This window comes from Agrobacterium tumefaciens (assembly GCA_025560025.1).
Taxonomy (GTDB): domain Bacteria; phylum Pseudomonadota; class Alphaproteobacteria; order Rhizobiales; family Rhizobiaceae; genus Agrobacterium.
The window spans coordinates 2,399,870-2,423,193 of record CP048485.1 but is presented as its reverse complement, the minus strand read 5'-3'; the positions used below and the strand labels follow the sequence as shown (position 1 = coordinate 2,423,193).

Genomic DNA, 23,324 nt, shown 5'->3' with positions numbered 1-23,324 from the left:
CGCGGGGAAATCCCCTATGCAATCCGATTTTCAGATAATTTTCAGGTTTAGGGCAATGGCGGATACGGTCGAATTTGCAAAGATGAACGGGCTTGGCAACAAGATCCTCGTTATCGACATGCGCGGCCGCAAGGATATGGTCACGCCGGCGGCGGCGATTGCGCTCAACGCCGATCCTTCGACCCAGTTCGACCAGATCATGGCCATTCACGATCCGCGTGTCAGTGGCACGGATGCATTTATCGACATCCTCAATTGCGATGGCACGAAGGCGCAGGCCTGCGGCAACGGCACGCGCTGTGTGGTGCAGGCTCTGTCTTCCGAAACCGGCAAGACCAGCTTCACCTTCCAGACGGTGGCCGGCATTTTGAATGCCGTCGAGCATGAAGACGGCATGATATCAGTCGATATGGGCCTGCCGCGTTTCCGCTGGAGCGATATTCCGCTGTCGGAAGAATTCCACGATACCAGCCGTATCGAATTGCAGATCGGGCCGATCGATGCGCCAATCCTGCATTCGCCCGCCGTCATGTCCATGGGCAACCCGCATGCGATTTTCTGGGTGGACCGCGATCCGATGGAGTTCGATCTTGAACGTTTCGGACCGCTGCTCGAAAACCATCCGATGTTCCCGGAAAAGGCCAATATCACGCTGGCGCAGGTGATTTCAGACAGCGCGCTGCGCACCCGCACCTGGGAACGCGGCGCTGGATTGACACTCGCCTGCGGTTCGGCCGCCTGCGCTTCAGCGGTTTCTGCGGCGCGCACGGGTCGCACCGGCAGGAAGGTTACCATCGATGTCGCCTCCAGCCCCGTCCGTGTGCCGCTGACCATTGACTGGCGCGAGGACAACCATGTCATCATGACCGGCCCGGCGGAATGGGAATGGTCGGGCTCCGTCGATCCCGTTACTGGTGCATGGTCGCGGGATGTCGCGGCGGAGCAGGGGGCCGTATGAGCGGCGTCGAGGTCATAACCTTCGGCTGTCGTCTCAACACCTATGAATCGGAAGTGATGCGGGCGGAGGCTGAAAAGGCCGGGCTCAACAATGCCGTGCTGGTCAATACCTGCGCGGTGACGGGCGAGGCGGTGCGCCAGGCGCGCCAGGCCATCCGCCGGGCAAGGCGCGACAATCCGCATGCCCGTATCATCGTCACCGGCTGTGCCGCGCAGACGGAAAAGCAGACCTTTGCCGAGATGCCCGAGGTGGATGCGGTGCTCGGCAATGAAGAAAAGCTGAAAAGCGCCTCCTATCGCGCGCTGCCGGATTTCGGCGTCTCGGCGGAAGAAAAGCTGCGCGTCAACGATATCATGAGCATCAAGGCGACCGCGCCGCAGATGGTGAAGCACATAGATGGGCATGTGCGCGCCTTCATTCAGGTGCAGAACGGCTGCGATCATCGCTGCACCTTCTGCATCATTCCCTATGGGCGCGGTAATTCCCGCTCCGTACCGATGGGTGCCGTGGTGGATCAGGCGCGCCGGCTGACCGAAAGCGGCTATTGCGAGATCGTTCTGACGGGGGTGGACGCCACGAGCTATGGCGCGGACCTGCCGGGCGAGCCTTCCCTCGGTTATCTCGCCAAGACATTGCTCAAGCAGGTGCCGGACATCCTGCGGCTGCGGCTTTCCTCCATCGACAGTATCGAGGCCGACCACCATCTGATGGATCTTATTGCTGATGAGCCGCGTTTCATGCCACATCTGCACCTGTCCCTCCAGCATGGCGACGACATGATCCTGAAACGCATGAAACGCCGCCATTTGCGGGCAGATGCCGTTCGTTTCTGTCATGAGGTGCGGTCGCTTCGGCCGGATATCGCCTTCGGGGCGGATATGATTGCCGGTTTCCCGACCGAGACGGAAGACATGTTCGAAAACGCCGCGACGCTTGCGGAAGAATGCGGCATTTCCAGCCTGCATGTGTTTCCTTATAGCCCGCGTGCCGGCACGCCGGCGGCGCGCATGCCGCAGCTTGACCGAGCTTTGGTGAAGGAGCGGGCGGCGAGGCTCCGTGAGCGCGGCGAGGCGCTGAAGCTGGCGCATCTGCAAAATATGGTGGGGTCGGTGCAGACGATCCTCGTTGAAAACAACGGTTTTGCCCATACCGACAATTTCACGCTGGTGGAGGCGCTGCATCTTGCCCCGCGCACTCTTGCGCAGGTTGCGATTACCGGCCACAACGGCAAACATCTGAACATGAAGCTTCTGGCGGCTGACGCGGCCTGAAGCGGTACGAGATAAAGACACGGGAACGACCATGGCCCTCGGCTTCATCAAAAAAGTCTTTTCGTTCGGCAAGGACAAGGCCGAAACGGACGACCGGCCGCAAGAGGATGCCGCGCCTGAACGCGGCAATGAAAACGCTTCCTTCGAAGCGGCGCTGAGCGACGCCGAAGCGCATGGCCCTGTCGACAAGGACCCGGTTTCCGAACTGGAGATGGAGACGGCCGGCGGACCAGCCCCGGATGAGGCCACGGACGTGGTCCTTTCCGACGATGACGAGGAAGAGGACGCACCGCTTCTGCCCGGTGCCGAGCTTTCCGGCGATATGGGTGTCGTGCCGTTGTCGCTGTTGCAGGCGGAAGCTGCTGCCGAAGAGCAGGTCGAAGCTTTGCCGGATGTTGTGGATGGCGTGCTCGATGCGGATGTGATGGATGCACTGCTCGATGAGGCGGAGGCTGCCGCTGCCGAGCCTTCTGTGGTTTCACCATCCTTGCCCAAGGGCTTCTCATCGGCGAGCGAACGGCAAGAGCCGGTTCCGGAAGTGCCTCAGGCCAAGCTGACATGGTTTCAGCGCCTGCGAGCCGGACTTGCCCGCACGTCGTCACAGCTGACCATACAGATTTCGGCGCTTTTCACCAAGCGCAAGCTGGATGAGGATACGCTCGACGAGCTGGAGGATCTTCTCATCCAGTCGGATCTCGGCGTTGAGACCGCCATGCGCATCACTGGCGCCCTGTCTTCCGAGCGTTACGGCAAGGATGTGAGCGGCGAGGATGTGGCTCGCATCATGGCCGGTGAGATCACGAAGGTCCTGAAGCCTGTGGCCAGGCCGCTGGAGCTTGATCTTTCACACAAGCCGCATGTCATTCTCGTTGTCGGCGTCAACGGTACGGGCAAGACGACAACCATCGGCAAGCTTGCCGCCAAGCTTTCCGGCTCCGGCCTCAAGGTGATGCTGGCGGCGGGCGATACGTTCCGCGCGGCGGCCATCGAGCAGCTCAAGATCTGGGCCGACCGCACAGGCTCGCAATTCATCGGCACCAAGCTTGGAGCGGATGCCTCGGGTCTGGCTTATGACGCCTATGAACAGGCGCGGGCGCAGAAAAGCGACGTTCTCATCATCGATACGGCCGGTCGCCTGCAGAACAAGACGGAACTGATGGCGGAGCTGGAAAAGATCGTACGCGTGCTCGGCAAGCTCGATCCGGACGCACCGCACACCGTGCTGCAGACGCTGGATGCGACGACCGGCCAGAACGCCATGAACCAGGTGGAAATATTCCGCAATGTCGCGGGAGTTTCGGGCCTGATTATGACAAAATTGGATGGCACGGCGCGGGGCGGTATCCTCGTTGCCATTGCCGCCAAACACAAGCTGCCGGTCTATTTTATCGGTGTGGGTGAAGGTGTTGATGATCTGGAGCCCTTCGAGGCGGAAGATTTCGCCAAGGCCATTGCGGGAGTTTGAGTATGGATATTGAAAGCAATTCCAAGGAAAGCGAAAAGATGGTGGCGGAAATCAGCCCGCTCCTGAAATTCGTGCTCGAGCTTGGCCCGCTCATGGTGTTCTTCTTCGCCAATTCCCGCGGCGAATGGCTGGCCTCCACTTTCCCTGTTCTGACGGAGTTCGGCGGGCCGATCTTCATCGCCACCGGTCTTTTCATGATCGCAACGGCCCTGGCGCTTTCTGTCTCATGGGTGCTGACGCGCAAGCTGCCGATCATGCCGCTGATATCAGGCATCGTGGTCTTCGTGTTCGGCGCGCTGACGCTGTGGCTGCAGAACGATACCTTCATCAAGATGAAGCCAACCATCGTCAATACGCTGTTTGGCGTCATCCTGCTGGGCGGCCTGTTTTTCGGGCAATCGCTGCTGGGTTATGTCTTCAACTCGGCCTTCAAGCTGACGGATGAGGGCTGGCGCAAGCTGACGCTGCGCTGGGGCGTATTCTTCCTCTTCCTTGCGGTGCTGAACGAGGTCGTCTGGCGCATGTTCACCACCGACACATGGGTTGCCTTCAAGGTGTGGGGCACGATGCCAATCACCATAATCTTCACCATGGCCCAGATGCCGCTCGTCATGCGCCATTCGTTGGAACCGCTCAACAAGGACGAAAAATGACCGTTGCGGAGATGTCGGCTTCCCGTTCGCGCTCGCTTAAATGGTTCGGTGTGGCCGCCGGGCTGCTTCTCCTGCAGATCGTCATCCTTTATTTCATGGACCGCATTCCCATTTGCGAATGCGGTTATGTGAAGCTGTTCGAGCCGGGTGTCAATACGCCGGGCAATTCCCAGCATCTCGCCGACTGGTATACGCCGTCGCATATCATTCATGGCTTCCTGTTCTACTGGTTCGCTTGGCTGCTGTTCCGAAACAAGCCGCTTTCCATGCGGCTTTCGCTTGCTGTTCTGGTGGAAGCGGCATGGGAAATCCTCGAAAACTCGCCCATCATCATTGATCGTTACCGTACGGCGACTATGGCGCTTGGTTACACCGGCGACAGCATCCTGAACTCGGCCATGGATACGGTTTTCATGGCGCTGGGTTTCCTTTTTGCCGCCCGCGTGCCGGTGTGGCTGACGGTAATAATCGCCATCTTCTTCGAAATCTTCACCGGCTGGCTGATCCGCGATAATCTGACGCTGAACGTCGTCATGCTGGTCTGGCCTGTCGAGGCGATAAAGGAATGGCAGAACGCGCTCCCGCAAATGTGAACATGCCTGCCGGGATTTCGCCGGAGAGGCACGAAAACCCTGCGCTATATGCAAGTTTTCTTAATGGCATTGGGGTAGTGTCCGGGTTCAAAGGCTCGTCTTTCCGTCCGGCAGAACACTGTGCAAGATAATTTCGCCTATCTTCTTCCCTTCATCATGCTGACATTTGGTGTGGTGTTCCTGTTCCTGCAGAGGATCGGCCACGCTTCGGCGCGATACTGGGGTTTTGGATATCTTTCGGCGGCTTTCGGTTTCGCGACGCCTCTGGTGCTTGGCGCGCTACCTTTTGAAGTTCAGGCAATCGTCTCGAACCTGTTGTTCTTTTCCGCCTTTTTTCTCTACGGTCACGCGCTGCTCATTCATTTCGAGCGACCGCTTTATTCGACCGTGCGACTGTCTATCGTGGCTGCGGCGGTTTTGTTCGTCTCGTTCCATGTCTTCATCACGCCGGATTTGAAACGCGAACTGGTGGTCGGTGATTTTGTTTGTGCTTTGCTGCTTGCCATCCCGATCTGGTTCGTAAGAAACCTGCCCGTGACGCTTGCCGACAGGCTGATGGTGGCGATCGCGTCGCTTGTGGTGCTGGAAACCCTGGTGCGCATCGGGATGCTGCTGGTGATGACGCCGAACGGCTCGATGGTCGAGCTCGGCGAATTCTTCGAATCTGACTATGCGTTCTACATGCAGCTTGCCGCGAGCATATTCGGCTTCCTGCTGGCGCTTTCCGTGCTTGCGAGCCAGATTTCCGTTACCGTTGACCGGCACCTGCATGCGGCGGAGCATGATCCGCTGACGGATGTGCTGAACCGCCGCGGTTTCGACCGGCGTGTTCCCGATTTTCGTAACGATACGCCGCAGGGCGTGGTCATTGTCTGCGACATAGACCATTTCAAGCGCATCAACGATGTCTACGGCCATGCCGCCGGAGATATTGTCCTTATCGGCCTTTCCGATCTTCTCAGGCGAAATGTGCCCGAAGATGCGCTGGTGGCCCGCTTTGGCGGTGAGGAATTCGTGGTCTTTTTGCCCGGCCAGACAGCTGCCGTGGCCGGCCAGCTTGCCAATGGCATGCGACTTGGCCTTTCGTCGCTCGACTGGCGCAACCGGGGCGTGGCGACACAGATCACCGCAAGCTTCGGCGTTTCGGCCGTCGCGAGGGGAGATCATTCCATCCACGACGCCATCAAGCGGGCTGATGACAGCCTGTATGCCGCAAAGCGCGGTGGTCGCGATCAGGTCGTGCTGGAGGGCACCCGTCTTCCGGCGATCGCTGAAGGCCCGTCGCTGAGGGTGATTTCCAAGGGGTGAGGTAGTGCGGCCGGCAGGTTAGTTTCCGGCTGCGGCCGTGATGGCCGGCAGAAGATCGCGCTCGACGCTGCGGGCATCGAAGGGGCCGACCTTTTTATAAAGGATCGTGCCATCAGCACCGACGAGATAACTTTCTGGAATACCATAGACGCCCCAGTCGATAGCGGCCTTGCCGTTCGGATCGACACCGATGGCGGCAAAAGGATTGCCGAGTTCGCCGAGGAAGCGCAGCGCATTGTCCTGCTTGTCTTTGTAATTGATACCGACAACGGTGATGCGGCTGTCTTTGGCCAGTTCCTGAAGCAGCGGGTGTTCCTGACGGCAGGGAATGCACCAGGAAGCAAAGACGTTGACCAGCGTCAGCTTGCCGCTGATGGCGGCGTCGGTGAGCGCCGGTAGGTTGGAGCCTTCCAGCGGCGGCAGAGACAGCGACGGCGCCTTGGTGCCAATGAGCGCCGAGGGAATGGCGCTGATATCCAGCCCGTTGACATCCTGGTCATAGAGCATTTTTCCGGCGACAAGGGCAAAACCGCCGAAAAGCAGAAGCGGCAGCAGTGCCAGCGCATAACGTGCGCGACCCTTTGTTTTTGCTTTGGTGTCCTGTTCCTGGCTGGCCTGCGTCATTGCGCGTCACCAGCGGAGCCGGCTCTTGCCCGGCGGCGCACGCCGGATGCCTCCAGTTCCTTCAGTTCCCGTTTGCGCGCCTGACCGTCCATGACCACCCAGGCGATGAGACAGAGAACGACAAGACCGGTCGCCGCATAGGACATGCCGATATAAAAGGCGTGCGTCATCACCTCAGCCCTCCCGGTTCGCCATGCGGGCGGCGAGCCGCCGCTGTGCGGCCACGCGCCGGCGCCAGATTTCATTGCGCATGGCGGCGATGTGCAAGGTGAAGAACAGCAGCGTGAAGCCGATTGCCATGGTCAAAAGCGGCCAGAGGAATTCCGCATCAATGGCGGAGCCACCCATGCGGATGACGCTTGCCGGCTGGTGCAGCGTGTTCCACCATTCGACCGAAAACTTGATGATGGGAATATTCACGAAACCGACAAGGATCAGCACTGCGCTGACGCGGGCGGCTCTGGACGGGTCATCCATGGCGCGGTTGAGCGCGATCAGCCCGAGATACATCAGGAAGAGCACGAAAACGGAGGTCAGCCGCGCATCCCACACCCACCAGGTTCCCCACATGGGCTTGCCCCAGAGCGAGCCGGTGATGAGAGCGATGAGCGTGAAGGCGGCGCCGATGGGGGCGGCGGCCTTGTGGCTGACATCCGCCAGCGGATGACGCCAGACAAGGGTGCCGATGGCCGAAACCGCCATCACCGTGTAGCACATCATGGCAAGCCATGCGGAGGGCACGTGCACATACATGATGCGCACGGTGTAACCCTGCTGATAATCGCCTTCGGTTGTGAAGGACAGATAGAGGCCAGCGGCCAGTACCAGCGCTGTCAGGATTGCGAGCCAGGGCAGGATGCGTGATGCCAGCGCCAGAAACCGCGTGGGATTGGCGAGATCGCTGAATTTGGTGATGGCGAAAGTCTGCTCGTTCATGCCGTTTGTGTAACCCGAGAATGGCCATCCCGCAATTGATCCCTGTCAATCGGGGATCGTCTGGCCGGTTTCATCAATCCATAACATTGCGCAATGCCAAAGCGGCAAAGAAAGGGCCGGTCACGGCTGAAAATAACGTGATCGCGCACAGAATGAGAAATGGCGGCACAAAGGGTGCCGGGTCCTGCACTGCTGCGTAAGAGGCGCTGACGCCGAAGATCAGGACAGGGATGGCAAGCGGCAGGACGAGGATGGAGACCAGAAGACCGCCGCGTGGCAGGGCGACGGCAACAGCTGCCCCAACCGCGCCGATGAAGGTGATGGCGGGTGAGCCGACGAGAAGGGTCAACATGACGGCGCCGATCGCCACTTCGTCCATATTCATGAAAAGACCGAGCAGCGGCGAGGCCAGCACCAGCGGCAGGCCAGTCGCCACCCAATGCGCCAGGCATTTGATGAGCACGGTCAGGACCAGCGGGGTTTCCTGCATCAGGATCAGATCAAGGGAGCCATCGTCCCGTTCTGCCTGAAACAGCCGGTCGAGGCCGAGGAGGGCGGACAGAAGCGCGCCGATCCAGACGATGGCCGGGCCGATGCGGGCGAGCAGATTAAGATCGGGGCCGACACCGAAGGGGATGACGGCAACCACGGTCATGAAGAACAGCACGCCGATCAAGGCACCGCCGCCGGCACGGATGGAGAGTTTGATGTCGCGGAGGAAGAGGGCGGTCATTGGGGCGCCGGCCTCGAGTTTGCGGCTTTACCCCCCTCTGCCCTGCCGGGCATCTCCCCCACAAGGGGGGAGATCGGCAAGACACTCTTCCACCACTCCACTCTCAAGCGTTGAGATGGGCGAGACCTAGCCGCGGATCGATCTCCCCCCTTGAGGGGGAGATGCCCGGCAAGGCAGAGGGGGGTATGACCCACGCGCACCGCCATCATGCCCAAGCCTCCACACCCGCAAACCCCGTCATTCGCAATTCCTGCGTACTCTCCAGCCCCAAAGGCTGATGCGTCGCAGCCAGGACGATACCGCCTTTCCCCAGGTGGCTCTTGACGAGATCCGTAAACATCCCGTCCGCAGTCTTATCAAGCGCCGCCGTCGGTTCATCGAGAATCCACACTGGCCGCCATGCGATCAAAAGCTTCGCCATGGCGAAACGCCGTTGCTGGCCCGCAGACAGATAACCGAAAGGCAGATGGGTGATGCCGGCAAGGCCGACGATCTCCGCCGCCTCATCGATCTTCACACCCGCGCCGCCGGAAAAATCGCCAAGGAAGTCTTTCCAGAATTCGAGATTTTCCGAAACGGTCAGTTCCGTTTTCATCGCATTGCGGTGGCCGAGATAATGGCAGGCCTCCGAGGGCCGCATGCCCTCCTCTATCTCTTTGCCGGCTATCGTTATCCGCCCCTTTTCAGGCCGCAGCAGGCCGGCCACCGTGCGCAAAAGCGTCGATTTGCCCGAGCCATTCCGACCCGTCAGCACCAGCGCGTCGCCATTGCTTAACTTGAAGGAAACATTCATGAATATAAAATCTTCACCGCGCCGCACGCCAAGATTTTCCGCCGTCAAATCCATGCCGCGTTTCCGTACAAGATTTCGTGGTCTCGATAAAAAAATCGATTAGGTTCGTTGAATGGTCTGGCACGTTTCTCCGAAATTATCTATATGGGTGTCAACCACGCCAGCGGCCGGCGTGATCATCATCTTGCGCCGGACCTGAATGTTACGAGGAGTAACTTTCACGTGCGGACAGCGGAAATGGCCGTACCCGCATCCTGATGTGCCTTAGGGCACGGGGGTCCGCACGCGCGTGTTGGCTATCAGATTATGCGGGGTTTTAAACCGTGGCCAAATCACTCGACAGTTTCCAATGTCGTTCCGTCCTTACCGTGGACGGTAAGGATTACATCTATTTCAGCCTTCCCAAAGCCGAGGCAAACGGCCTGAAGGGCGTATCCAAGCTGCCTTATTCCATGAAGGTTCTCTTGGAAAATCTGCTTCGCTTCGAGGACGGCCAGTCCGTCACCAGGGAACATATTCTGGCCGTTGCCGAATGGCTGAACAATAAGGGCCTGACCGAAACCGAAATCGCTTATCGTCCCGCCCGCGTTCTCATGCAGGACTTCACCGGTGTTCCGGCCGTCGTCGACCTTGCGGCCATGCGCGACGCCATGGTGTCGCTCGGTGGCGACCCGGAAAAGATCAATCCCCTCGTTCCAGTCGACCTCGTCATCGACCACTCGGTTATCGTCGACGAATTCGGCACGCCGACCGCTTTTGCCCGCAACGTCGAGCTTGAATATGAGCGCAATGGCGAGCGTTACCGCTTCCTCAAGTGGGGCCAGCAGGCATTCAAGAATTTTCGCGTGGTGCCGCCCGGTACGGGCATCTGTCACCAGGTCAATCTCGAATATCTCGGCCAGACCGTCTGGACGAAGGAAGAGGACGGCGAGACGATTGCTTATCCGGATACCTGCGTCGGTACCGATTCGCACACGACGATGATCAATGGTCTCGGCGTTCTCGGCTGGGGTGTTGGCGGTATTGAGGCTGAGGCGGCCATGCTTGGTCAGCCGGTTTCCATGCTGCTGCCTGAGGTCATCGGCTTCAAGCTGACCGGCAAGGTGAAGGAAGGCGTGACCGCGACCGACCTCGTGCTGACTGTCGTGCAGATGCTGCGCAAGAAGGGCGTGGTTTCGAAGTTCGTCGAATTCTTCGGCCCCGGCCTCGATTCGATGTCGCTGGCCGATCGCGCGACCATCGGCAATATGGGCCCGGAATATGGCGCGACCTGCGGCTTCTTCCCGGTTGACGGCGAAACCATCAACTACCTGACCATGTCCGGCCGCACCAAGGACCGCATTGCGCTTGTCGAAGCCTATTCGAAGGCGCAGGACATGTGGCGCACCGGCGATGGTTCGGATCTCGTTTTCACCGATACGCTGGAACTCCATCTCGGCGATGTCGTGCCCTCCATGGCCGGCCCGAAGCGTCCGGAAGGCCGCCTGCCGCTCGAAACCATTGCACCGAATTTCGCAACGGCTCTCGAAAACGACTACAAGAAGCCCGGCCAGCTCCACAGCCGTTACGCGGTTGAGGGCGAGGACTTCGATCTTGGCCATGGCGATGTGGCGATTGCCGCCATCACCTCTTGCACCAACACCTCCAACCCCTCGGTTCTCATCGCCGCCGGCCTTCTTGCCCGCAACGCTGTTGCCAAGGGTCTGAAGTCCAAGCCGTGGGTGAAGACGTCGCTCGCGCCCGGGTCGCAGGTGGTCGCAGAATATCTCGACAAGTCCGGCCTGCAGAAGGACCTCGACACGATCGGCTTCAACCTCGTCGGTTTCGGCTGCACGACCTGCATCGGTAACTCCGGTCCGCTGCCACCGGCGATCTCCAAGACGATCAACGACAAGGGCCTGATCACGGCTGGCGTCCTTTCCGGCAACCGAAACTTCGAAGGCCGTATTTCGCCGGACGTTCAGGCGAACTATCTGGCCTCTCCGCCGCTCGTCGTGGCCTACGCGCTTGCCGGCACGGTCCAGAAGGACCTGACGAAGGAGCCGATCGGCGACGATCAGAACGGCAATCCGGTCTATCTCAAGGATATCTGGCCGACCTCCAAGGAAATCCAGGAATTCATCCTGAAATATGTCACCCGCGAGCTTTACGAATCGAAGTACGCCGATGTCTTCAAGGGTGACGAGAACTGGCAGGCCGTCCAGGTTCCTCCGGGTCAGACCTATGCCTGGGACGACAAGTCGACCTATGTTCAGAACCCGCCTTATTTCGTCGGAATGGGTAAAAAGGGCACCGGCCTCAAGAACATCAAGGGCGCGCGCGTTCTTGGTCTCTTCGGCGACAAGATCACCACCGACCATATTTCTCCGGCCGGTTCGATCAAGGCCGCTTCTCCTGCCGGCGCTTACCTGACGGAGAATGGCGTGGCCGTTGCCGACTTCAACCAGTACGGTACGCGTCGTGGCAACCATGAAGTGATGATGCGTGGCACCTTCGCCAATATCCGCATCCGAAACCACATGCTCGGCCCGAACGGCAAGGAAGGTGGCTACACCATCCACTATCCATCCAAGGAAGAGATGTCGATCTATGACGCCGCCATGAAATACAAGGCGGAGGGCGTTCCGCTCGTCATCTTTGCCGGTGTCGAATATGGCAACGGTTCTTCCCGTGACTGGGCGGCGAAGGGCACCAACCTGCTTGGCGTCAAGGCCGTGATCGCACAGTCCTTTGAGCGTATTCACCGTTCGAACCTCGTGGGCATGGGTGTCGTTCCCTTCGTTTTCGAAGAGGGTACGACCTGGGCGAGCCTTGATCTCAAGGGTGACGAGATCGTCGAGATCGATGGTCTCGAAGGTGAGATCAAGCCGCGTGAAAAGAAGATCGCCAAGATCACCTACAGCGACGGTTCGGTTAAGGAAGTTCCGCTTCTGTGCCGCATCGATACGCTGGATGAAGTGATCTATATGAACAATGGCGGCATTCTGCAGACCGTTCTTCGTGATCTGGCTGCCTGATCAAGCATAGGACAATAAAAGACGCCGGGAGAAAACCCGGCGTCTTTCCTGTTTCTTTGTCTCTTTTTTTGTGATTGCCGCTCACCCCTTCGTGACTTTCTATTGAAGGGGAATAGACGTTATTTTCCGGTTTGCATCCCGGCGGGATTGATCGCATCAATTCGTCTGGATATCTTGCCGGACAAAGGTTTTTGTAATGCCACTGAAATTCCGCCTGTCGATTTGTCTTCTCGGCACGTTCCTCGTCACATCCGCGCATGCGCAGGAGGCCGTGAAGGGCGTCGTCGAATTGTTCACATCGCAGGGATGCGCCTCCTGCCCGCCGGCGGATGAGGCCCTGCGCAAGATGATCCAGAAGGGCGATGTCGTTGGTCTCTCCTACCACGTCGACTACTGGAATTATCTCGGCTGGACCGATTCGCTGGCATCGAAGGAAAATACCGAACGGCAATATGGCTATATGCGCGCGCTTGGTCGCAACGGGGTCTATACGCCGCAGGCCATTCTGAACGGTCGCGATCATGTCAAAGGCGCCGATGTCCGCGGCATTTATGACCGGCTCGATGCTTTCAAGCGCGAGGGGCAGGGGCTGAACGTGCCGGTTTCGTCAAAATTTGCCGGCGATGAGGTGGAGATCGATATTGGCGCCGGCAGCGGCAAGGCCGATGTTGTGGTTGCCTATTTCACGCGCGAGCAGACGGTGGATGTGCAGAAGGGCGAGAACCAGGGGAAAAAAATGTCCTACTGGCACAGCGTCTATGATGTGCAGACCGTTGGCATGTGGGATGGCTCGCCGATGACGGTGAAACTTCCAGCAAGCGTGGTGGCAAAGGTGAAGAAGGGCGGCTGCGCCGTTCTGCTGCAGACGGCCAATGCCAGCGGCGATCCGGCGGCAATCGTCGGCGCAAGTATTCTTTTGGGAAATGAAACCCCCTAATCGCCCATCGGGCGATTGAAGATCCGGTCCGGGCATTGGGGGCTGGGGGTAAAGGGTCAATGCACCGGACCGGGTCATCTTGGTGCCTAGGCATCAATTGACAATAGGACTATTCCACCCAATTCGGGCCATGGTTTGACCGAAATACGGCAGGCCATGCCAAAATGGCTGCCTAAATGGTTACCATTTTTTACCCCTGCTTTTGCCGAGGGCAGCCTCCGCAGTGGCTTTGGTGGGGGCCATTTTGTGTAGCCGCCTTCCGATTTTCCTGTCGTTCCAATATTGTCAAATGCCTTCGTGTCATTGCCGATGCCGTCTCTTAAGGCGAGCGCGAGGCTTGCAATTTCACCTTCACAGGCTCACATTGACTAGATGATTTGGGTGGAATCGGAGGTATTGGATGACCGATCAACCGGATGTGCAGCAGGTGCAGACCGCTTCACGCGACAATTCCACCGTTATCGATCTCCGTGAGTATAAAAAGAACAAGGACCCTTTGCCGGTCACTTTCCACCGGCGCGAGCTGGATGCGATCCTGCGCATTTACGGCCGCATGGTGGGAGAGGGCGAGTGGCGCGATTATGCCATCGACCACCTGCGGGAAAAGGCGGTATTTTCGGTCTTCAAGCGCTCGGGTGAAATGCCTCTCTACAGGATCGAGAAAAACCCCAAGCTGGCAACGAAACAGGGGGCCTATAGCGTGGTCAATACGGATGGCCGCATTCTCAAACGCGGTCATGAGCTTCCGCAGGTTCTCAAGGTTTTCGACAAGGTCCTGAAGCTCATCGAGTGACTTTGCAGCACCCTGCTCATCGCTGGAAGGCAAGCAGACCTAGGGCCTTCAGCTTCCGATGCGGGTAAATAAAAAGGCGGCCGAAGGGCCGCCTTTCGCATGTTTGCCAGTTGGGTTCCTACCCTTACTTGTCACGGTTGCCCATGAACTGCAGGAGGAACATGAACAGGTTGATGAAGTCGAGATAAAGCGTCAGTGCACCCATGATAGCCTTGCGGCCAGCCACGGCAACTTCGTCACCATCGAAATACATTTCCTTGATCTTCTGCGTGTCATAGGCGGTGAGGCCGGCGAAGATCAGCACGCCGATCGCGGAAATCGCGAACTGAAGCGCAGAGGAAGCGAGGAAGATGTTGACGATGGACGCGATGATGAGGCCGAACAGACCCATGATCAGGAACGAACCCATGCCTGAAAGGTCTTTTTTCGTCGTGTAACCGTAAAGCGAGAGCGCGCCGAACGAGGCAGCGGTCACGAAGAACGTCTGTACAACGCTCTGGCCGGTATAGACCAGGAAGATCGAGGACAGAGACACGCCCATCAGAGCCGCATAGACCCAGAAGGTCATCTGGGCGGCGGAAACGCTCATGTTCTGGATACGGAAGCTAAGGAAGAACACCAGTCCGAGCGGTGCAAGCATGACGACCCAGCGCAGCGGCGACGCATAGAGCAACTGTGCGAAGGCCGGATTGGTGGTCGCGAGCGTGAAGGTAGCGAACGCCGCAATGCCGGTGATGACCAGAGCCAGCGCCATCAGGTTGTAAACCTTGAGCATGTAGGCGCGAAGACCTTCATCGATCATCGCACCAGTCTGTGCACGGGTCTGCGCCATGCGGTTCTGGTAGTTATTGAAGTCAGCCATTGTTTCCTCTTTTGAGCTCCGTAATTGCTACGGTGTCGGGATACCTCCCGGGCGCCGCTGCGGAGCTTCAGCAAGCCTGCCCAAGAATATGATGGCAGAACGTGTCCGATACAAGGCCTTTTCCGGCCGAAAAGACACCATATGCGCGAAAAGCGCTCACGTTTCGGCGATCATTACAAAGAATTAATCGTTAAAGTTAAGCAGCGCACAACCGATGATTATTCACCCGCCTGCCGCAAAACCGGAGCGGCCTTCTGTCCGAGAATCCGCCAGGTACCGATGAGGCCGATACCAACCGTCATGACGAGGGCGACGACGAGCGTGCCGATCGCCACATCCGGCAGGAAGGTGGAGGGCAGTTTCATGATACGGGCAATCACGAACCATGCCGAGACGCCACCGGCGAAAAGTGCGAAAACGGCGGTGGCGAGACCGAGCATCATGTATTCGTAGGAGAAGGCGCGGATGAGCAGATTGCGCGTGCCGCCCAGCGTTTTCAGGATAACGGCGTCATGGGTGCGGGCGCGGTTTCCGGCGGCAAGAGCGCCGGCGAGAACGAGGACGGATGCTATCAGTGCGACGGCCGCCGCGGCACGAATGGCAGTGGCAAGCTGGCCGACCAACCGGTTGACGACATCGAGGGCGTCCTTCACACGCACGCTGGTGATCGTCGGATAGGCGTTGGTGACAGCGCGCAATATCTGGCCTTCATCACTTGCGGATGCGGAAGGGTCAGCGAGTGTCGCGAGCCAGGCATGCGGTGCGCCGCGGAACGTGTTTGGCGAAAACACCATGACGAAATTGATCGACAGGGATTCCCATTCAACATTGCGCAGATTGGCGATCTTCGCGGTGATGCTACGGCCGAGCACGTTGACGGTGACGCTGTCGCCGATCTTGAGGCCCAGTTCCCGCGCCTCTTCCGCCGCAAAAGAGACAAGCGGTTCGCCGCTATAGTCCTGTCCCCACCACGTTCCTTCCGTCAGTGTCGCGTTTTCGGGAATATCCTGCGAATAGGTAATGCCTCGATCGCCGCGCAGCACCCATCGACCGGCCGGCGGCACATCCATTTTTGTCACATCTTCGCCGTTGAGCGCGAGGATCCGCCCGCGCAGCATCGGCACCTCGGTCAGCGTGCCTTCCGGCGCTTCCCGCTTCAGGAGATCGCGGAAGCCCTGCAGTTCGCTGCCCTGAATATCCACGAAGAAGAAATTCGGCGCACGGTCCGGCAGGCTGTCCGTCAGTTCGCGCCGCAGATTGCCGTCGATCAGCGTCAGCGTCACAAGCAGGGTGAGGCCGAGGCCAAGGGAAAGGACGACCGAGGGGGTAAGTGCGCCCGGGCGATGGATGTTGCCGATCGCCAGACGGAGGGCGGCCGAATGAACACGCGGGCTGCGTTTGGCGATGGCCTTCACACCGGACGCCACGAGCCGCAACACCACGAAAGCGAAGGCGATGGCGGCGAGGAAAACCGAGGCGATGAAACGGTCTTCCGCCGAAAATATGGCAAGTGCTGCGAGCGCTGCCAGCAGCAGACCGGTGGCGGCCAGATAGGGCCAGGAGGGCCAGCTGCCCTCTTCGAAACCCTGTTCGCGGAAAAGCGCCGTCGCCGGGACCTCGCGTGCCTGACCGAGAGGCACGATGGCGAAGGCAAGCGTCGTCAACAGACCGAACAGCGCGGCGAGGCCGAGTGCGCCGGGGTAGAAGGCGAGTTCTTCCGGCACCGGAAGCACACCTTCCAGAAAGCGCATGGCGACCAGCGGCGCGATGGCGCCGACCGCAAGGCCGATGACGATGCCGACAACGGCAATGAAGGCGATCTGGAATAGATAGGTCATGGTGACCACGGAGGCCGGTGCACCCAGGCATTTCAGCGAGGCGATCGTTGTGCGTTTGGAATCGAGAAAGGCGCGAACGGCGTTGGCGACGCCGACACCGCCGACGATGAGGGCGGTAAGCCCCACCAGCGTCAGGAATTGCGAGAAGCGGTTGACGTTTTCGGTGAGCGAGGGGGCTGCCCGGTCGCTAGTGCGGATGGACCAGCCGGCGTCGGGAAAAGCCTTGTTGGCCGCGTCGGTCATCGTTGTCCGTGCTGCCGGATCGTCCAGCCGGATTTTATAGGCATGTTCGACCAGACTTCCGTTCTGAACGAGACCCGAGGCAAAAAGGGCATCGCGGCTGACCATCAGCCTCGGTGCAAAACCGAAGCCATCGGACAGCGCGTCCGGTTCGTCGACCACGGTGCCTGTCAGTTTAAGCTTCGCATTGCCAAGCAGGATTTCGTCACCGACCTTGATGCCGAGCCGCTCGAGCAAAAGCGGCGCAGCGATTGCGCCATAGGTGTCGCCGGCCGCGGCCAGAAGTTCGCTCAGCGGCTGATTGGGATCCGCCACGAAGGTACCGTAGAGCGGATAGGCGCCATCGATGGCCTTCACTTCCGTCAGCGTCTGTTCGGAGCCGTCGGCGAGGCGCGCCATGGAGCGCAGCCCGGTGGAAACGGCGATCTTGCCGAGACCGTCGAGATAGGCCCTTTCCTCTGTGGTCGCCTCCCTGTTGCGCAGTTCGAAACGCACATCGCCCGCCAATATGGATTGGCCTTCCGTGGCGATGGCGCTGGTAACGGCGCGTGACACGGAATTGACGGCTGCAATGGCGCCGGTTCCGAGCGCGATACAGGCGAGGAAAATGTAAAAACCGCGCAGGCCGCCGCGAATTTCCCGCCGCGCGAGCCTCGCGGCGTTTCTGATATTGGCAAAAGACGGGAGAAAGGAGCCGATCATGCCGAGACCGCCCGCGCCATCTGGGCCTTGGCGCTGTCGCCCTCTATTTCGCCGGAGCGCACCTTGATCTGCCGTGAGCAGCGGGCAGCCAGCGAGGGGTCATGGGTGACAAGGACCATGGTCATGCCGCGTTCGGCCTGTTTTGTAAAAAGAAGATCGGCGATCTGCTTGCCGGTATCGGTATCGAGATTGCCCGTCGGTTCATCGGCGATCAACACGGCGGGTGAGGGGGCCAGCGCGCGGGCGATGGCGACACGCTGCTGCTCGCCGCCGGAGAGTTGACCGGGATAGTGGTTGAGGCGTTCCCCGAGACCAACGGCGACAAGTTCGCGTTTGGCGATTTCGAAGGGGTTCGGAACATTGGCCAGTTCCAGCGGGACGGCGACGTTTTCCAGCGCCGTCATGTTTGCGATGAGATGGAAGGACTGGAAAACGATGCCGATATTCTTGCCGCGGAAATCCGCGAGCGCATCTTCGCCGAGCTTGTGCAACGCCGTGTTCGCGATGACGATCTCACCGCTATCAAGCCTCTCAAGCCCGGCAAGCACCATCAGAAGGGTCGATTTTCCCGAGCCGGACGGGCCGACAATGCCAACCGCCTCGCCTTCACCGATGGCAAGATCGATGTTCTTGAGAACGTGAACGGAGGCGGCGGCGTTGCCGAGCGTGAGGTCGGCTTTCTTCAGCTCTATGATGCTTTTCGTCACAATTCTCGTTCCTATATATGATGAAAGCGGTATGGCGCAGTCGATGCGGTCGGTACTTCGGGCAATGCGAAACAAGTTAGGAAAGCCGAGATGAGATTTAAAGCCGCCCTGTTTCACTTCATCGTCATTTTTGCAGCCGCCTTTTCTGCCTCCGTGGCCACGGCTCAGGAGCGGACATTGCAACTGGTCGGCCTCGGCGACAGCCTCATGGCCGGGTATCAGCTGCCCCCCACCGACAGCTACACCGCACAGCTTGAGGCTGCATTAAAAGCCAGGGGCATGAATGTCACCGTTACCAATGCCGGTGTGTCCGGAGATACCTCTTCCGGCGGTCTGGCGCGGGCGGAATGGTCTGTTCCTGATGGTACGGACGGGGTCATTCTGGAGCTCGGCGCCAATGATGCTTTGCGTGGTATTGCGCCGGAACAGACGGAAAAGAACCTCGACGCCATTATTTCCGGTTTTCAGAAACGCAATATAGCCGTCTTGCTGGTCGGCATTATGGCGCCGCCGAATATGGGCGAAGATTATGCCAAGCGCTTCAATCCGCTCTATCCTCAGCTTGCGGAAAAATACAACCTGCCGCTTTATCCCTTCTTTCTGGATGGCGTGGTGACAGATGACAAGCTGAAGCTGGATGACAAGATGCACCCCAATACGCAAGGAGTTGCCATGATGGTCGAGAAATCTTTGCCGGCTGTTGAAAGCTTCATCAAGACAATCGGTGCGCAAAAAAAATAAGCACTTGCGCCCGCCTGCATTGCGTGATTCGCTATGCTTGTTCTGCCAAGAGATTCGGGGAGCTCGCCATGCCGAGACTGTTTACCGCCCTCGAAATTCCGCGCAATGCGGCTATGAGCCTCTCATTGTTGCGCGGTGGTCTGCCGGGAGCCCGGTGGATCGATGTGGAGAATTATCACATAACCCTGCGTTTTATCGGTGATATCGACGGACGGACCGCCGATGAGGTCGTTGACCGGCTGGATCGGATCGAAAGGCCGGAATTCCAGCTCAATCTCACCGGCATGGGTTCCTTCGGTTCCAAGAAACCGCATTCCATCTGGGCAGGGGTTTCCCCCTCACCGGAAATGCATGCGCTGCAGGCCGAGGTCGAGAGAATTTGTCAGAGGATCGGTCTCCCGCCCGATCCGCGCAAATTCATGCCGCATGTGACGCTGGCGCGACTGCGCTCCTCGCGTCTGGACGATGTGGTGCATTATCTTTCCGGACGCGGCAACTTCCGCACCTCGCCCTTCACGGTCGGCCGTTTCGTGCTGATGTCGTCGAAGGAATCGGTGGGCGGTGGACCTTACATCGTCGAAGAGGCCTTCCCGCTTCACGAGGCGCGATCCAGCTCCATCTTTTCGAGCAACGAGCTGCATCCCGCCAAAAGCATGTTGTAGACGCTCAGAAAGCCGTCTTCACCGCCGAAATATGGATCGGGGACGCTATCGCGGCGTCCCGACGCATAGTCCAGAAAAAGGTGGATTTTGTGCTTGCGGTTTTCCGGCGCCTTTTGGAGCAGCTTCGCCAGGTTGCTCGTATCCATGGCAAGGATCAGATCGAAGGTTTCGAAATCGGCCTGACTGACCTGCCTTGCCCGTTGCCGGGAAATATCGATGCCATGCTTGCGGGCCACCGCAACCGATCTGCGGTCCGGGGCGTTGCCCGCGTGCCAGCCGCCCGTTCCGGCGGAATCGACGGTGAGCTGGTCTGCGACACCTTTCAGTTCGGCAAGATGGGCAAAAACGCCTTCGGCGAGGGGTGAACGGCAGATGTTGCCCATGCAAACAAACAGAACGGATGTGCGTTTCATGAGGATTATGGGTCGCTCCGGCAATTCAAGCGTGCCATGGTTGTGCCGGTACGGCAGGCGCCCTGTCACGCGGAGGTGAAAACATGAAATATCCCAGACTTGAGCAGGACGCCATCCGGCAGGAGCTCTTAAAACTTGAAGGCTGGTCGTTGCGGGAAGATGGCGCGGCGATCGTCAGATCTTTCAAGTTTTCGAGTTTTGCGGAGGCTTTCGGTTTCATGGCGGAGTCCGCTCTTGTGGCGGAAAAGCTCAACCACCACCCGGAATGGTCCAATGTCTACTCGCGAGTGAAGGTCTGCCTCACCACGCATGATTCGCAGGGCGTGACCGAGCAGGATTTTCTTCTGGCCGGTGCCATGCAGAAGGCTGCCGCCGGCCGGGGGAATTGAACGGTGGGCCATAAGTCCCATATAATAGCCGTGACCGGAGGACCGTCGATCATGGATGATGTGAAAATCGGTGAAATTCTTCTGCCCGGCGAAAACGACAGGCAGGAAGAGCGCGAGAGCGTCGTGCGTGCCAAATTCTGGCCGAAGCTGAAGCGCGTGATGACGAAGGTGCCGTTTGCGCGCGACGCGGCGGCTGCCTATTATTGCGCGATCGACCGCGACACGCCGCTGCGCGCCAAGGGCATCATTCTCGCTGCTCTCGCCTATTTCATCATGCCAATGGATGCCGTGCCGGATGTGCTGGCGGTCATCGGTTTTACCGACGACATCGCGGTTATCACCGCCGCCCTTGCCATGATCCGCGCCCATATCAAGATGGAACATTACGACGCCGCGGACGCCATGCTGAAAAGACAGCAGGAAGCCGGGTAACGTGTCTGTGATGTGCCTGCCCGGTCGAGCCCGGCAGGTGACAAATTCTTGCCTGAATTTGTGTGTCATACACATGACGGAAGGACGTGCCTCGCCCTTCTCCTCAGGGTGCTGGGAGTCGCCGATCTGTAACACTGTAAGACGTTTTCGGCATTTTATGCGTGTTGTTGACGGTTTGGTAACCGCTTCCTGACCACAATGAGAAAAGACGATCCGCACCTGAACGTGGCCGATCCATAAAATGGAGCCCGCCGCTGCTTCGGGCCAATGGAAGACAATAACCCGGCAGGAAATTCTATGTTTGTAAGAAGTGTAGCAACCGCAGTGGCCATTTTGCTGACCAGCGTCGGCGTAGCATCTGCACAGTCGCCCACGCGCATCCAGCAGTTCAATGCATGGGGTGCCTATTCGTACAAATCGGGCAATAGCACCGTCTGCTACGTTCTTTCCATTCCGACCGCCAAGGAACCGGCGAGCGTCGATCACGGCGATATCTTCTTCATCGTGTCGCAGCGTCCGGGCCAGAACATATCCTATGAGCCGCAGGCCATGGTGGGTTACCCGCTGAAGCAGGGTTCTAAGGTCAATGTGACGATCGATAACAAGAACTTCGTCATGTTCACCAAGGACAAGGCTGCCTGGGTTGAAAATGCTGCCGAAGAACCGGCTCTGGTGGCTGCGATGAAGGGCGGCAAGTCGATGACCGTCAAGGCCGTCTCCGGCCGCGGCACCGCGACTTCCTATTCCTATTCGCTCTCGGGCATTTCGGCCGCTCTCAAGCAGATCGAGAGCTGCAAGTAATACTGACACTCTGTCAGCTTGGTGGATGGCCGATCATGGATCGGCCATTTGCGTTTTTACCAGTTTAATGCTAAACGCGCGGCAACATTGACAGGCGGATGCGCGAAAAGTGCTCCGCCTTTGATTTTCTCGACATGTAGACGATTTTCCGCCTATCTGACAGGCCGGTCGTGCGATGCATGGAATGATGGGATAGCGTGATGTCCGTAATGCAAGCCCCTGCCGGCCTGGCAGTCAAAACCCCGCTGATCGCCAATAGCGATCTCATGTCCGGCAAGCCGTCGCTGATCGGCCTGACGCGTGAGGACATGGGCGAGGCGCTGGCCGAAATCGGCGTGCCGCAGAAGCAGGTGAAGATGCGCGTCAGCCAGTTGTGGAACTGGCTTTATGTGCGCGGCGTCTCGGATTTCGACAATATGACCAATGTCGCCAAGGAGCTTCGCGAGAAGCTGAAGGCGGCCTTCACCATCGCCCGCCCGGAAATCGTCGAAGAGCAGATTTCCAATGACGGTACCCGCAAATGGCTGATGCGTTTCCCGCCGCGCGGTGCGGGACGTCCCGTCGAGATCGAGACTGTCTATATTCCCGAAGAGGGTCGCGGCACGCTGTGCATTTCGAGCCAGGTGGGCTGTTCGCTGACCTGTTCCTTCTGTCACACCGGCACGCAGCGCCTGGTGCGAAACCTGACGGCCGAGGAAATCCTCGCCCAGCTTCTGCTCGCCCGCGACCGTCTCGGCGATTTTCCCGATGGGTCGACACCGGTTGGCGCCTATGTGCCAAGCGAAGGCCGCAAGGTCTCCAACATCGTGATGATGGGCATGGGCGAACCGCTCTATAATTTCGAGCATGTGAAGACGGCCCTGCTGATTGCGACCGACGGCGACGGCCTGTCGCTCTCCAAGCGCCGGGTCACGCTCTCCACCTCCGGCGTTGTGCCGGAAATCTTCCGCACCGGGGATGAGATCGGCGTGATGCTGGCGATTTCGCTGCATGCGGTGCGTGATGAGCTGCGCGACATGCTGGTGCCGATCAACAAGAAATATCCGCTGAAGGAGTTGATCGAAGCCTGCCGCAAATATCCCGGCCTCTCCAATGCCCGCCGCATCACCTTCGAATATGTGATGCTGAAGGATGTGAATGACAGCCTGGAAGACGCCAAGATGCTGGTTCAGCTTTTGAAGGGCGTTCCGGCCAAGATCAACCTCATTCCGTTCAATCCATGGCCGGGCACGAATTACCAGTGTTCCGACTGGGCGCAGATCGAGAAGTTCGCCGATTTCATCAATCAGGCGGGTTATGCCTCGCCGATCCGAACGCCGCGCGGCCGCGACATTCTTGCCGCCTGCGGTCAGCTGAAGTCGGAATCGGAGCGCATGCGCAAGACGGAGCGGCTGGCTTTCGAGGCGATGATGATCGCCAACCACGGCGCTGACGACTGAATAAGTCACAACTGCGC

24 protein-coding genes are annotated in these 23,324 nt (G+C 58.9%); 15 read left to right on the top strand and 9 right to left on the bottom strand.

Annotation, left to right across the window (positions count from 1 at the left end):
- Positions 1–55 precede the first annotated feature (55 nt).
- The 6 genes from FY152_11800 to FY152_11775 all read left to right on the top strand — a co-directional run bounded on the left by FY152_11800 (position 56) and on the right by FY152_11775 (position 6,248).
- Positions 56–958, top strand: coding sequence for a diaminopimelate epimerase (locus FY152_11800; GenBank protein ID UXS32745.1), 903 nt, complete (start codon positions 56–58; stop codon positions 956–958).
- Positions 955–2,229, top strand: coding sequence for a tRNA (N(6)-L-threonylcarbamoyladenosine(37)-C(2))-methylthiotransferase MtaB (gene mtaB / locus FY152_11795; GenBank protein UXS32744.1), 1,275 nt, complete (start codon positions 955–957; stop codon positions 2,227–2,229). The genes FY152_11800 and mtaB overlap by 4 nt, the downstream gene beginning before the upstream one ends.
- Before the next feature lie 31 nt (positions 2,230–2,260).
- Entirely contained in the window at positions 2,261–3,694 is a 1,434-nt protein-coding gene (gene ftsY / locus FY152_11790; protein ID UXS32743.1) for a signal recognition particle-docking protein FtsY, read from the top strand.
- Between the two features lie 2 nt (positions 3,695–3,696).
- Positions 3,697–4,347: a septation protein A gene (locus FY152_11785; GenBank protein UXS32742.1), complete on the top strand. Its 651-nt coding sequence runs from the start codon at positions 3,697–3,699 to the stop codon at positions 4,345–4,347.
- Positions 4,344–4,940 carry a DUF2585 domain-containing protein gene (locus tag FY152_11780; protein UXS32741.1) on the top strand — a complete coding sequence of 199 codons (597 nt, stop codon included), beginning with the start codon at positions 4,344–4,346 and terminating at the stop codon, positions 4,938–4,940. Before FY152_11785 ends, FY152_11780 begins: the two co-directional genes overlap by 4 nt.
- A gap of 120 nt (positions 4,941–5,060) precedes the next feature.
- Positions 5,061–6,248 (top strand): GGDEF domain-containing protein, encoded by a 1,188-nt coding sequence (locus FY152_11775; protein ID UXS32740.1) that lies wholly within the window; start codon positions 5,061–5,063, stop codon positions 6,246–6,248.
- Between the two features lie 18 nt (positions 6,249–6,266).
- Here the strand turns inward: FY152_11775 and FY152_11770 are convergent, their stop codons facing one another.
- From FY152_11770 to ccmA, 5 genes are all read right to left on the bottom strand, one after another.
- Positions 6,267–6,872: a DsbE family thiol:disulfide interchange protein gene (locus FY152_11770; GenBank protein UXS32739.1), complete on the bottom strand. Its 606-nt coding sequence runs from the start codon at positions 6,870–6,872 to the stop codon at positions 6,267–6,269.
- Entirely contained in the window at positions 6,869–7,042 is a 174-nt protein-coding gene (ccmD, locus tag FY152_11765) for a heme exporter protein CcmD (GenBank protein UXS32738.1), read from the bottom strand. Before ccmD ends, FY152_11770 begins: the two co-directional genes overlap by 4 nt.
- Before the next feature lie 4 nt (positions 7,043–7,046).
- Entirely contained in the window at positions 7,047–7,808 is a 762-nt protein-coding gene (locus FY152_11760) for a heme ABC transporter permease (protein ID UXS32737.1), read from the bottom strand.
- Between the two features lie 73 nt (positions 7,809–7,881).
- Positions 7,882–8,541 (bottom strand): heme exporter protein CcmB, encoded by a 660-nt coding sequence (gene ccmB, locus FY152_11755; protein ID UXS32736.1) that lies wholly within the window; start codon positions 8,539–8,541, stop codon positions 7,882–7,884.
- Between the two features lie 205 nt (positions 8,542–8,746).
- On the bottom strand, positions 8,747–9,388 hold the full coding sequence (ccmA, locus tag FY152_11750) for a heme ABC exporter ATP-binding protein CcmA (protein ID UXS32735.1): 642 nt from the start codon (positions 9,386–9,388) through the stop codon (positions 8,747–8,749).
- Positions 9,389–9,657: 269 nt separating this feature from the next.
- Here ccmA and acnA point away from each other — a divergent pair, with 269 nt between their 5' ends.
- From acnA to FY152_11735, 3 genes are all read left to right on the top strand, one after another.
- A complete protein-coding gene (gene acnA / locus FY152_11745) occupies positions 9,658–12,351 on the top strand; it encodes an aconitate hydratase AcnA (protein ID UXS32734.1) in 2,694 nt (897 codons plus the stop codon).
- Positions 12,352–12,547: 196 nt separating this feature from the next.
- Positions 12,548–13,288, top strand: coding sequence for a DUF1223 domain-containing protein (locus tag FY152_11740; GenBank protein UXS32733.1), 741 nt, complete (start codon positions 12,548–12,550; stop codon positions 13,286–13,288).
- 400 nt (positions 13,289–13,688) lie between these two features.
- Positions 13,689–14,081 (top strand): DUF2794 domain-containing protein, encoded by a 393-nt coding sequence (locus FY152_11735; GenBank protein UXS32732.1) that lies wholly within the window; start codon positions 13,689–13,691, stop codon positions 14,079–14,081.
- 124 nt (positions 14,082–14,205) lie between these two features.
- Here the strand turns inward: FY152_11735 and FY152_11730 are convergent, their stop codons facing one another.
- The 3 genes from FY152_11730 to FY152_11720 form a co-directional block, all read right to left on the bottom strand.
- Complete coding sequence (locus tag FY152_11730; GenBank protein ID UXS32731.1) at positions 14,206–14,943, bottom strand: Bax inhibitor-1/YccA family protein; 738 nt, start codon at positions 14,941–14,943, stop codon at positions 14,206–14,208.
- A gap of 218 nt (positions 14,944–15,161) precedes the next feature.
- Positions 15,162–17,723 carry an ABC transporter permease gene (locus tag FY152_11725; protein UXS32730.1) on the bottom strand — a complete coding sequence of 854 codons (2,562 nt, stop codon included), beginning with the start codon at positions 17,721–17,723 and terminating at the stop codon, positions 15,162–15,164.
- Entirely contained in the window at positions 17,720–18,430 is a 711-nt protein-coding gene (locus tag FY152_11720; protein ID UXS32729.1) for an ABC transporter ATP-binding protein, read from the bottom strand. Before FY152_11720 ends, FY152_11725 begins: the two co-directional genes overlap by 4 nt.
- A 90-nt stretch (positions 18,431–18,520) precedes the next feature.
- Here FY152_11720 and FY152_11715 point away from each other — a divergent pair, with 90 nt between their 5' ends.
- The gene (locus FY152_11715) at positions 18,521–19,171 is read left to right on the top strand and encodes an arylesterase (GenBank protein UXS32728.1); all 651 of its coding nucleotides are present in this window, start codon (positions 18,521–18,523) and stop codon (positions 19,169–19,171) included.
- A gap of 68 nt (positions 19,172–19,239) precedes the next feature.
- Complete coding sequence (gene thpR, locus FY152_11710; protein UXS32727.1) at positions 19,240–19,833, top strand: RNA 2',3'-cyclic phosphodiesterase; 594 nt, start codon at positions 19,240–19,242, stop codon at positions 19,831–19,833.
- Here the strand turns inward: thpR and FY152_11705 are convergent.
- Positions 19,767–20,246, bottom strand: coding sequence for a low molecular weight phosphotyrosine protein phosphatase (locus FY152_11705; GenBank protein ID UXS32726.1), 480 nt, complete (start codon positions 20,244–20,246; stop codon positions 19,767–19,769). The genes thpR and FY152_11705 overlap by 67 nt on opposite strands.
- Positions 20,247–20,329: 83 nt before the next feature.
- On the opposite strand from FY152_11705, the gene FY152_11700 reads away from it, so the two are divergent.
- The 4 genes from FY152_11700 to rlmN all read left to right on the top strand — a co-directional run bounded on the left by FY152_11700 (position 20,330) and on the right by rlmN (position 23,307).
- Entirely contained in the window at positions 20,330–20,635 is a 306-nt protein-coding gene (locus FY152_11700; GenBank protein ID UXS32725.1) for a 4a-hydroxytetrahydrobiopterin dehydratase, read from the top strand.
- 51 nt (positions 20,636–20,686) lie between these two features.
- Positions 20,687–21,067 (top strand): DUF1232 domain-containing protein, encoded by a 381-nt coding sequence (locus FY152_11695; protein UXS32724.1) that lies wholly within the window; start codon positions 20,687–20,689, stop codon positions 21,065–21,067.
- A 297-nt stretch (positions 21,068–21,364) separates the two neighbouring features.
- On the top strand, positions 21,365–21,868 hold the full coding sequence (locus FY152_11690; GenBank protein ID UXS32723.1) for a hypothetical protein: 504 nt from the start codon (positions 21,365–21,367) through the stop codon (positions 21,866–21,868).
- A 209-nt stretch (positions 21,869–22,077) separates the two neighbouring features.
- Positions 22,078–23,307 carry a 23S rRNA (adenine(2503)-C(2))-methyltransferase RlmN gene (rlmN, locus tag FY152_11685; GenBank protein UXS33272.1) on the top strand — a complete coding sequence of 410 codons (1,230 nt, stop codon included), beginning with the start codon at positions 22,078–22,080 and terminating at the stop codon, positions 23,305–23,307.
- Positions 23,308–23,324 lie beyond the last annotated feature (17 nt).

Excerpts from the sequence above, each read along its gene's own strand:
- FY152_11800 (UXS32745.1), top strand. The coding sequence starts at position 56 with ATGGCGGATACGGTCGAATTTGCAAAGATGAACGGGCTTGGCAACAAG.
- mtaB (UXS32744.1), top strand. The coding sequence starts at position 955 with ATGAGCGGCGTCGAGGTCATAACCTTCGGCTGTCGTCTCAACACCTAT.
- ftsY (UXS32743.1), top strand. The coding sequence starts at position 2,261 with ATGGCCCTCGGCTTCATCAAAAAAGTCTTTTCGTTCGGCAAGGACAAG.
- FY152_11785 (UXS32742.1), top strand. The coding sequence starts at position 3,697 with ATGGATATTGAAAGCAATTCCAAGGAAAGCGAAAAGATGGTGGCGGAA.
- FY152_11780 (UXS32741.1), top strand. The coding sequence starts at position 4,344 with ATGACCGTTGCGGAGATGTCGGCTTCCCGTTCGCGCTCGCTTAAATGG.
- FY152_11770 (UXS32739.1), bottom strand. The coding sequence starts at position 6,872 with ATGACGCAGGCCAGCCAGGAACAGGACACCAAAGCAAAAACAAAGGGT.
- ccmD (UXS32738.1), bottom strand. The coding sequence starts at position 7,042 with ATGACGCACGCCTTTTATATCGGCATGTCCTATGCGGCGACCGGTCTT.
- FY152_11760 (UXS32737.1), bottom strand. The coding sequence starts at position 7,808 with ATGAACGAGCAGACTTTCGCCATCACCAAATTCAGCGATCTCGCCAAT.
- ccmB (UXS32736.1), bottom strand. The coding sequence starts at position 8,541 with ATGACCGCCCTCTTCCTCCGCGACATCAAACTCTCCATCCGTGCCGGC.
- ccmA (UXS32735.1), bottom strand. The coding sequence starts at position 9,388 with ATGGATTTGACGGCGGAAAATCTTGGCGTGCGGCGCGGTGAAGATTTT.
- FY152_11740 (UXS32733.1), top strand. The coding sequence starts at position 12,548 with ATGCCACTGAAATTCCGCCTGTCGATTTGTCTTCTCGGCACGTTCCTC.
- FY152_11735 (UXS32732.1), top strand. The coding sequence starts at position 13,689 with ATGACCGATCAACCGGATGTGCAGCAGGTGCAGACCGCTTCACGCGAC.
- FY152_11730 (UXS32731.1), bottom strand. The coding sequence starts at position 14,943 with ATGGCTGACTTCAATAACTACCAGAACCGCATGGCGCAGACCCGTGCA.
- FY152_11725 (UXS32730.1), bottom strand. The coding sequence starts at position 17,723 with ATGATCGGCTCCTTTCTCCCGTCTTTTGCCAATATCAGAAACGCCGCG.
- FY152_11715 (UXS32728.1), top strand. The coding sequence starts at position 18,521 with ATGAGATTTAAAGCCGCCCTGTTTCACTTCATCGTCATTTTTGCAGCC.
- thpR (UXS32727.1), top strand. The coding sequence starts at position 19,240 with ATGCCGAGACTGTTTACCGCCCTCGAAATTCCGCGCAATGCGGCTATG.
- FY152_11705 (UXS32726.1), bottom strand. The coding sequence starts at position 20,246 with ATGAAACGCACATCCGTTCTGTTTGTTTGCATGGGCAACATCTGCCGT.
- FY152_11700 (UXS32725.1), top strand. The coding sequence starts at position 20,330 with ATGAAATATCCCAGACTTGAGCAGGACGCCATCCGGCAGGAGCTCTTA.
- FY152_11695 (UXS32724.1), top strand. The coding sequence starts at position 20,687 with ATGGATGATGTGAAAATCGGTGAAATTCTTCTGCCCGGCGAAAACGAC.
- FY152_11690 (UXS32723.1), top strand. The coding sequence starts at position 21,365 with ATGTTTGTAAGAAGTGTAGCAACCGCAGTGGCCATTTTGCTGACCAGC.
- rlmN (UXS33272.1), top strand. The coding sequence starts at position 22,078 with ATGCAAGCCCCTGCCGGCCTGGCAGTCAAAACCCCGCTGATCGCCAAT.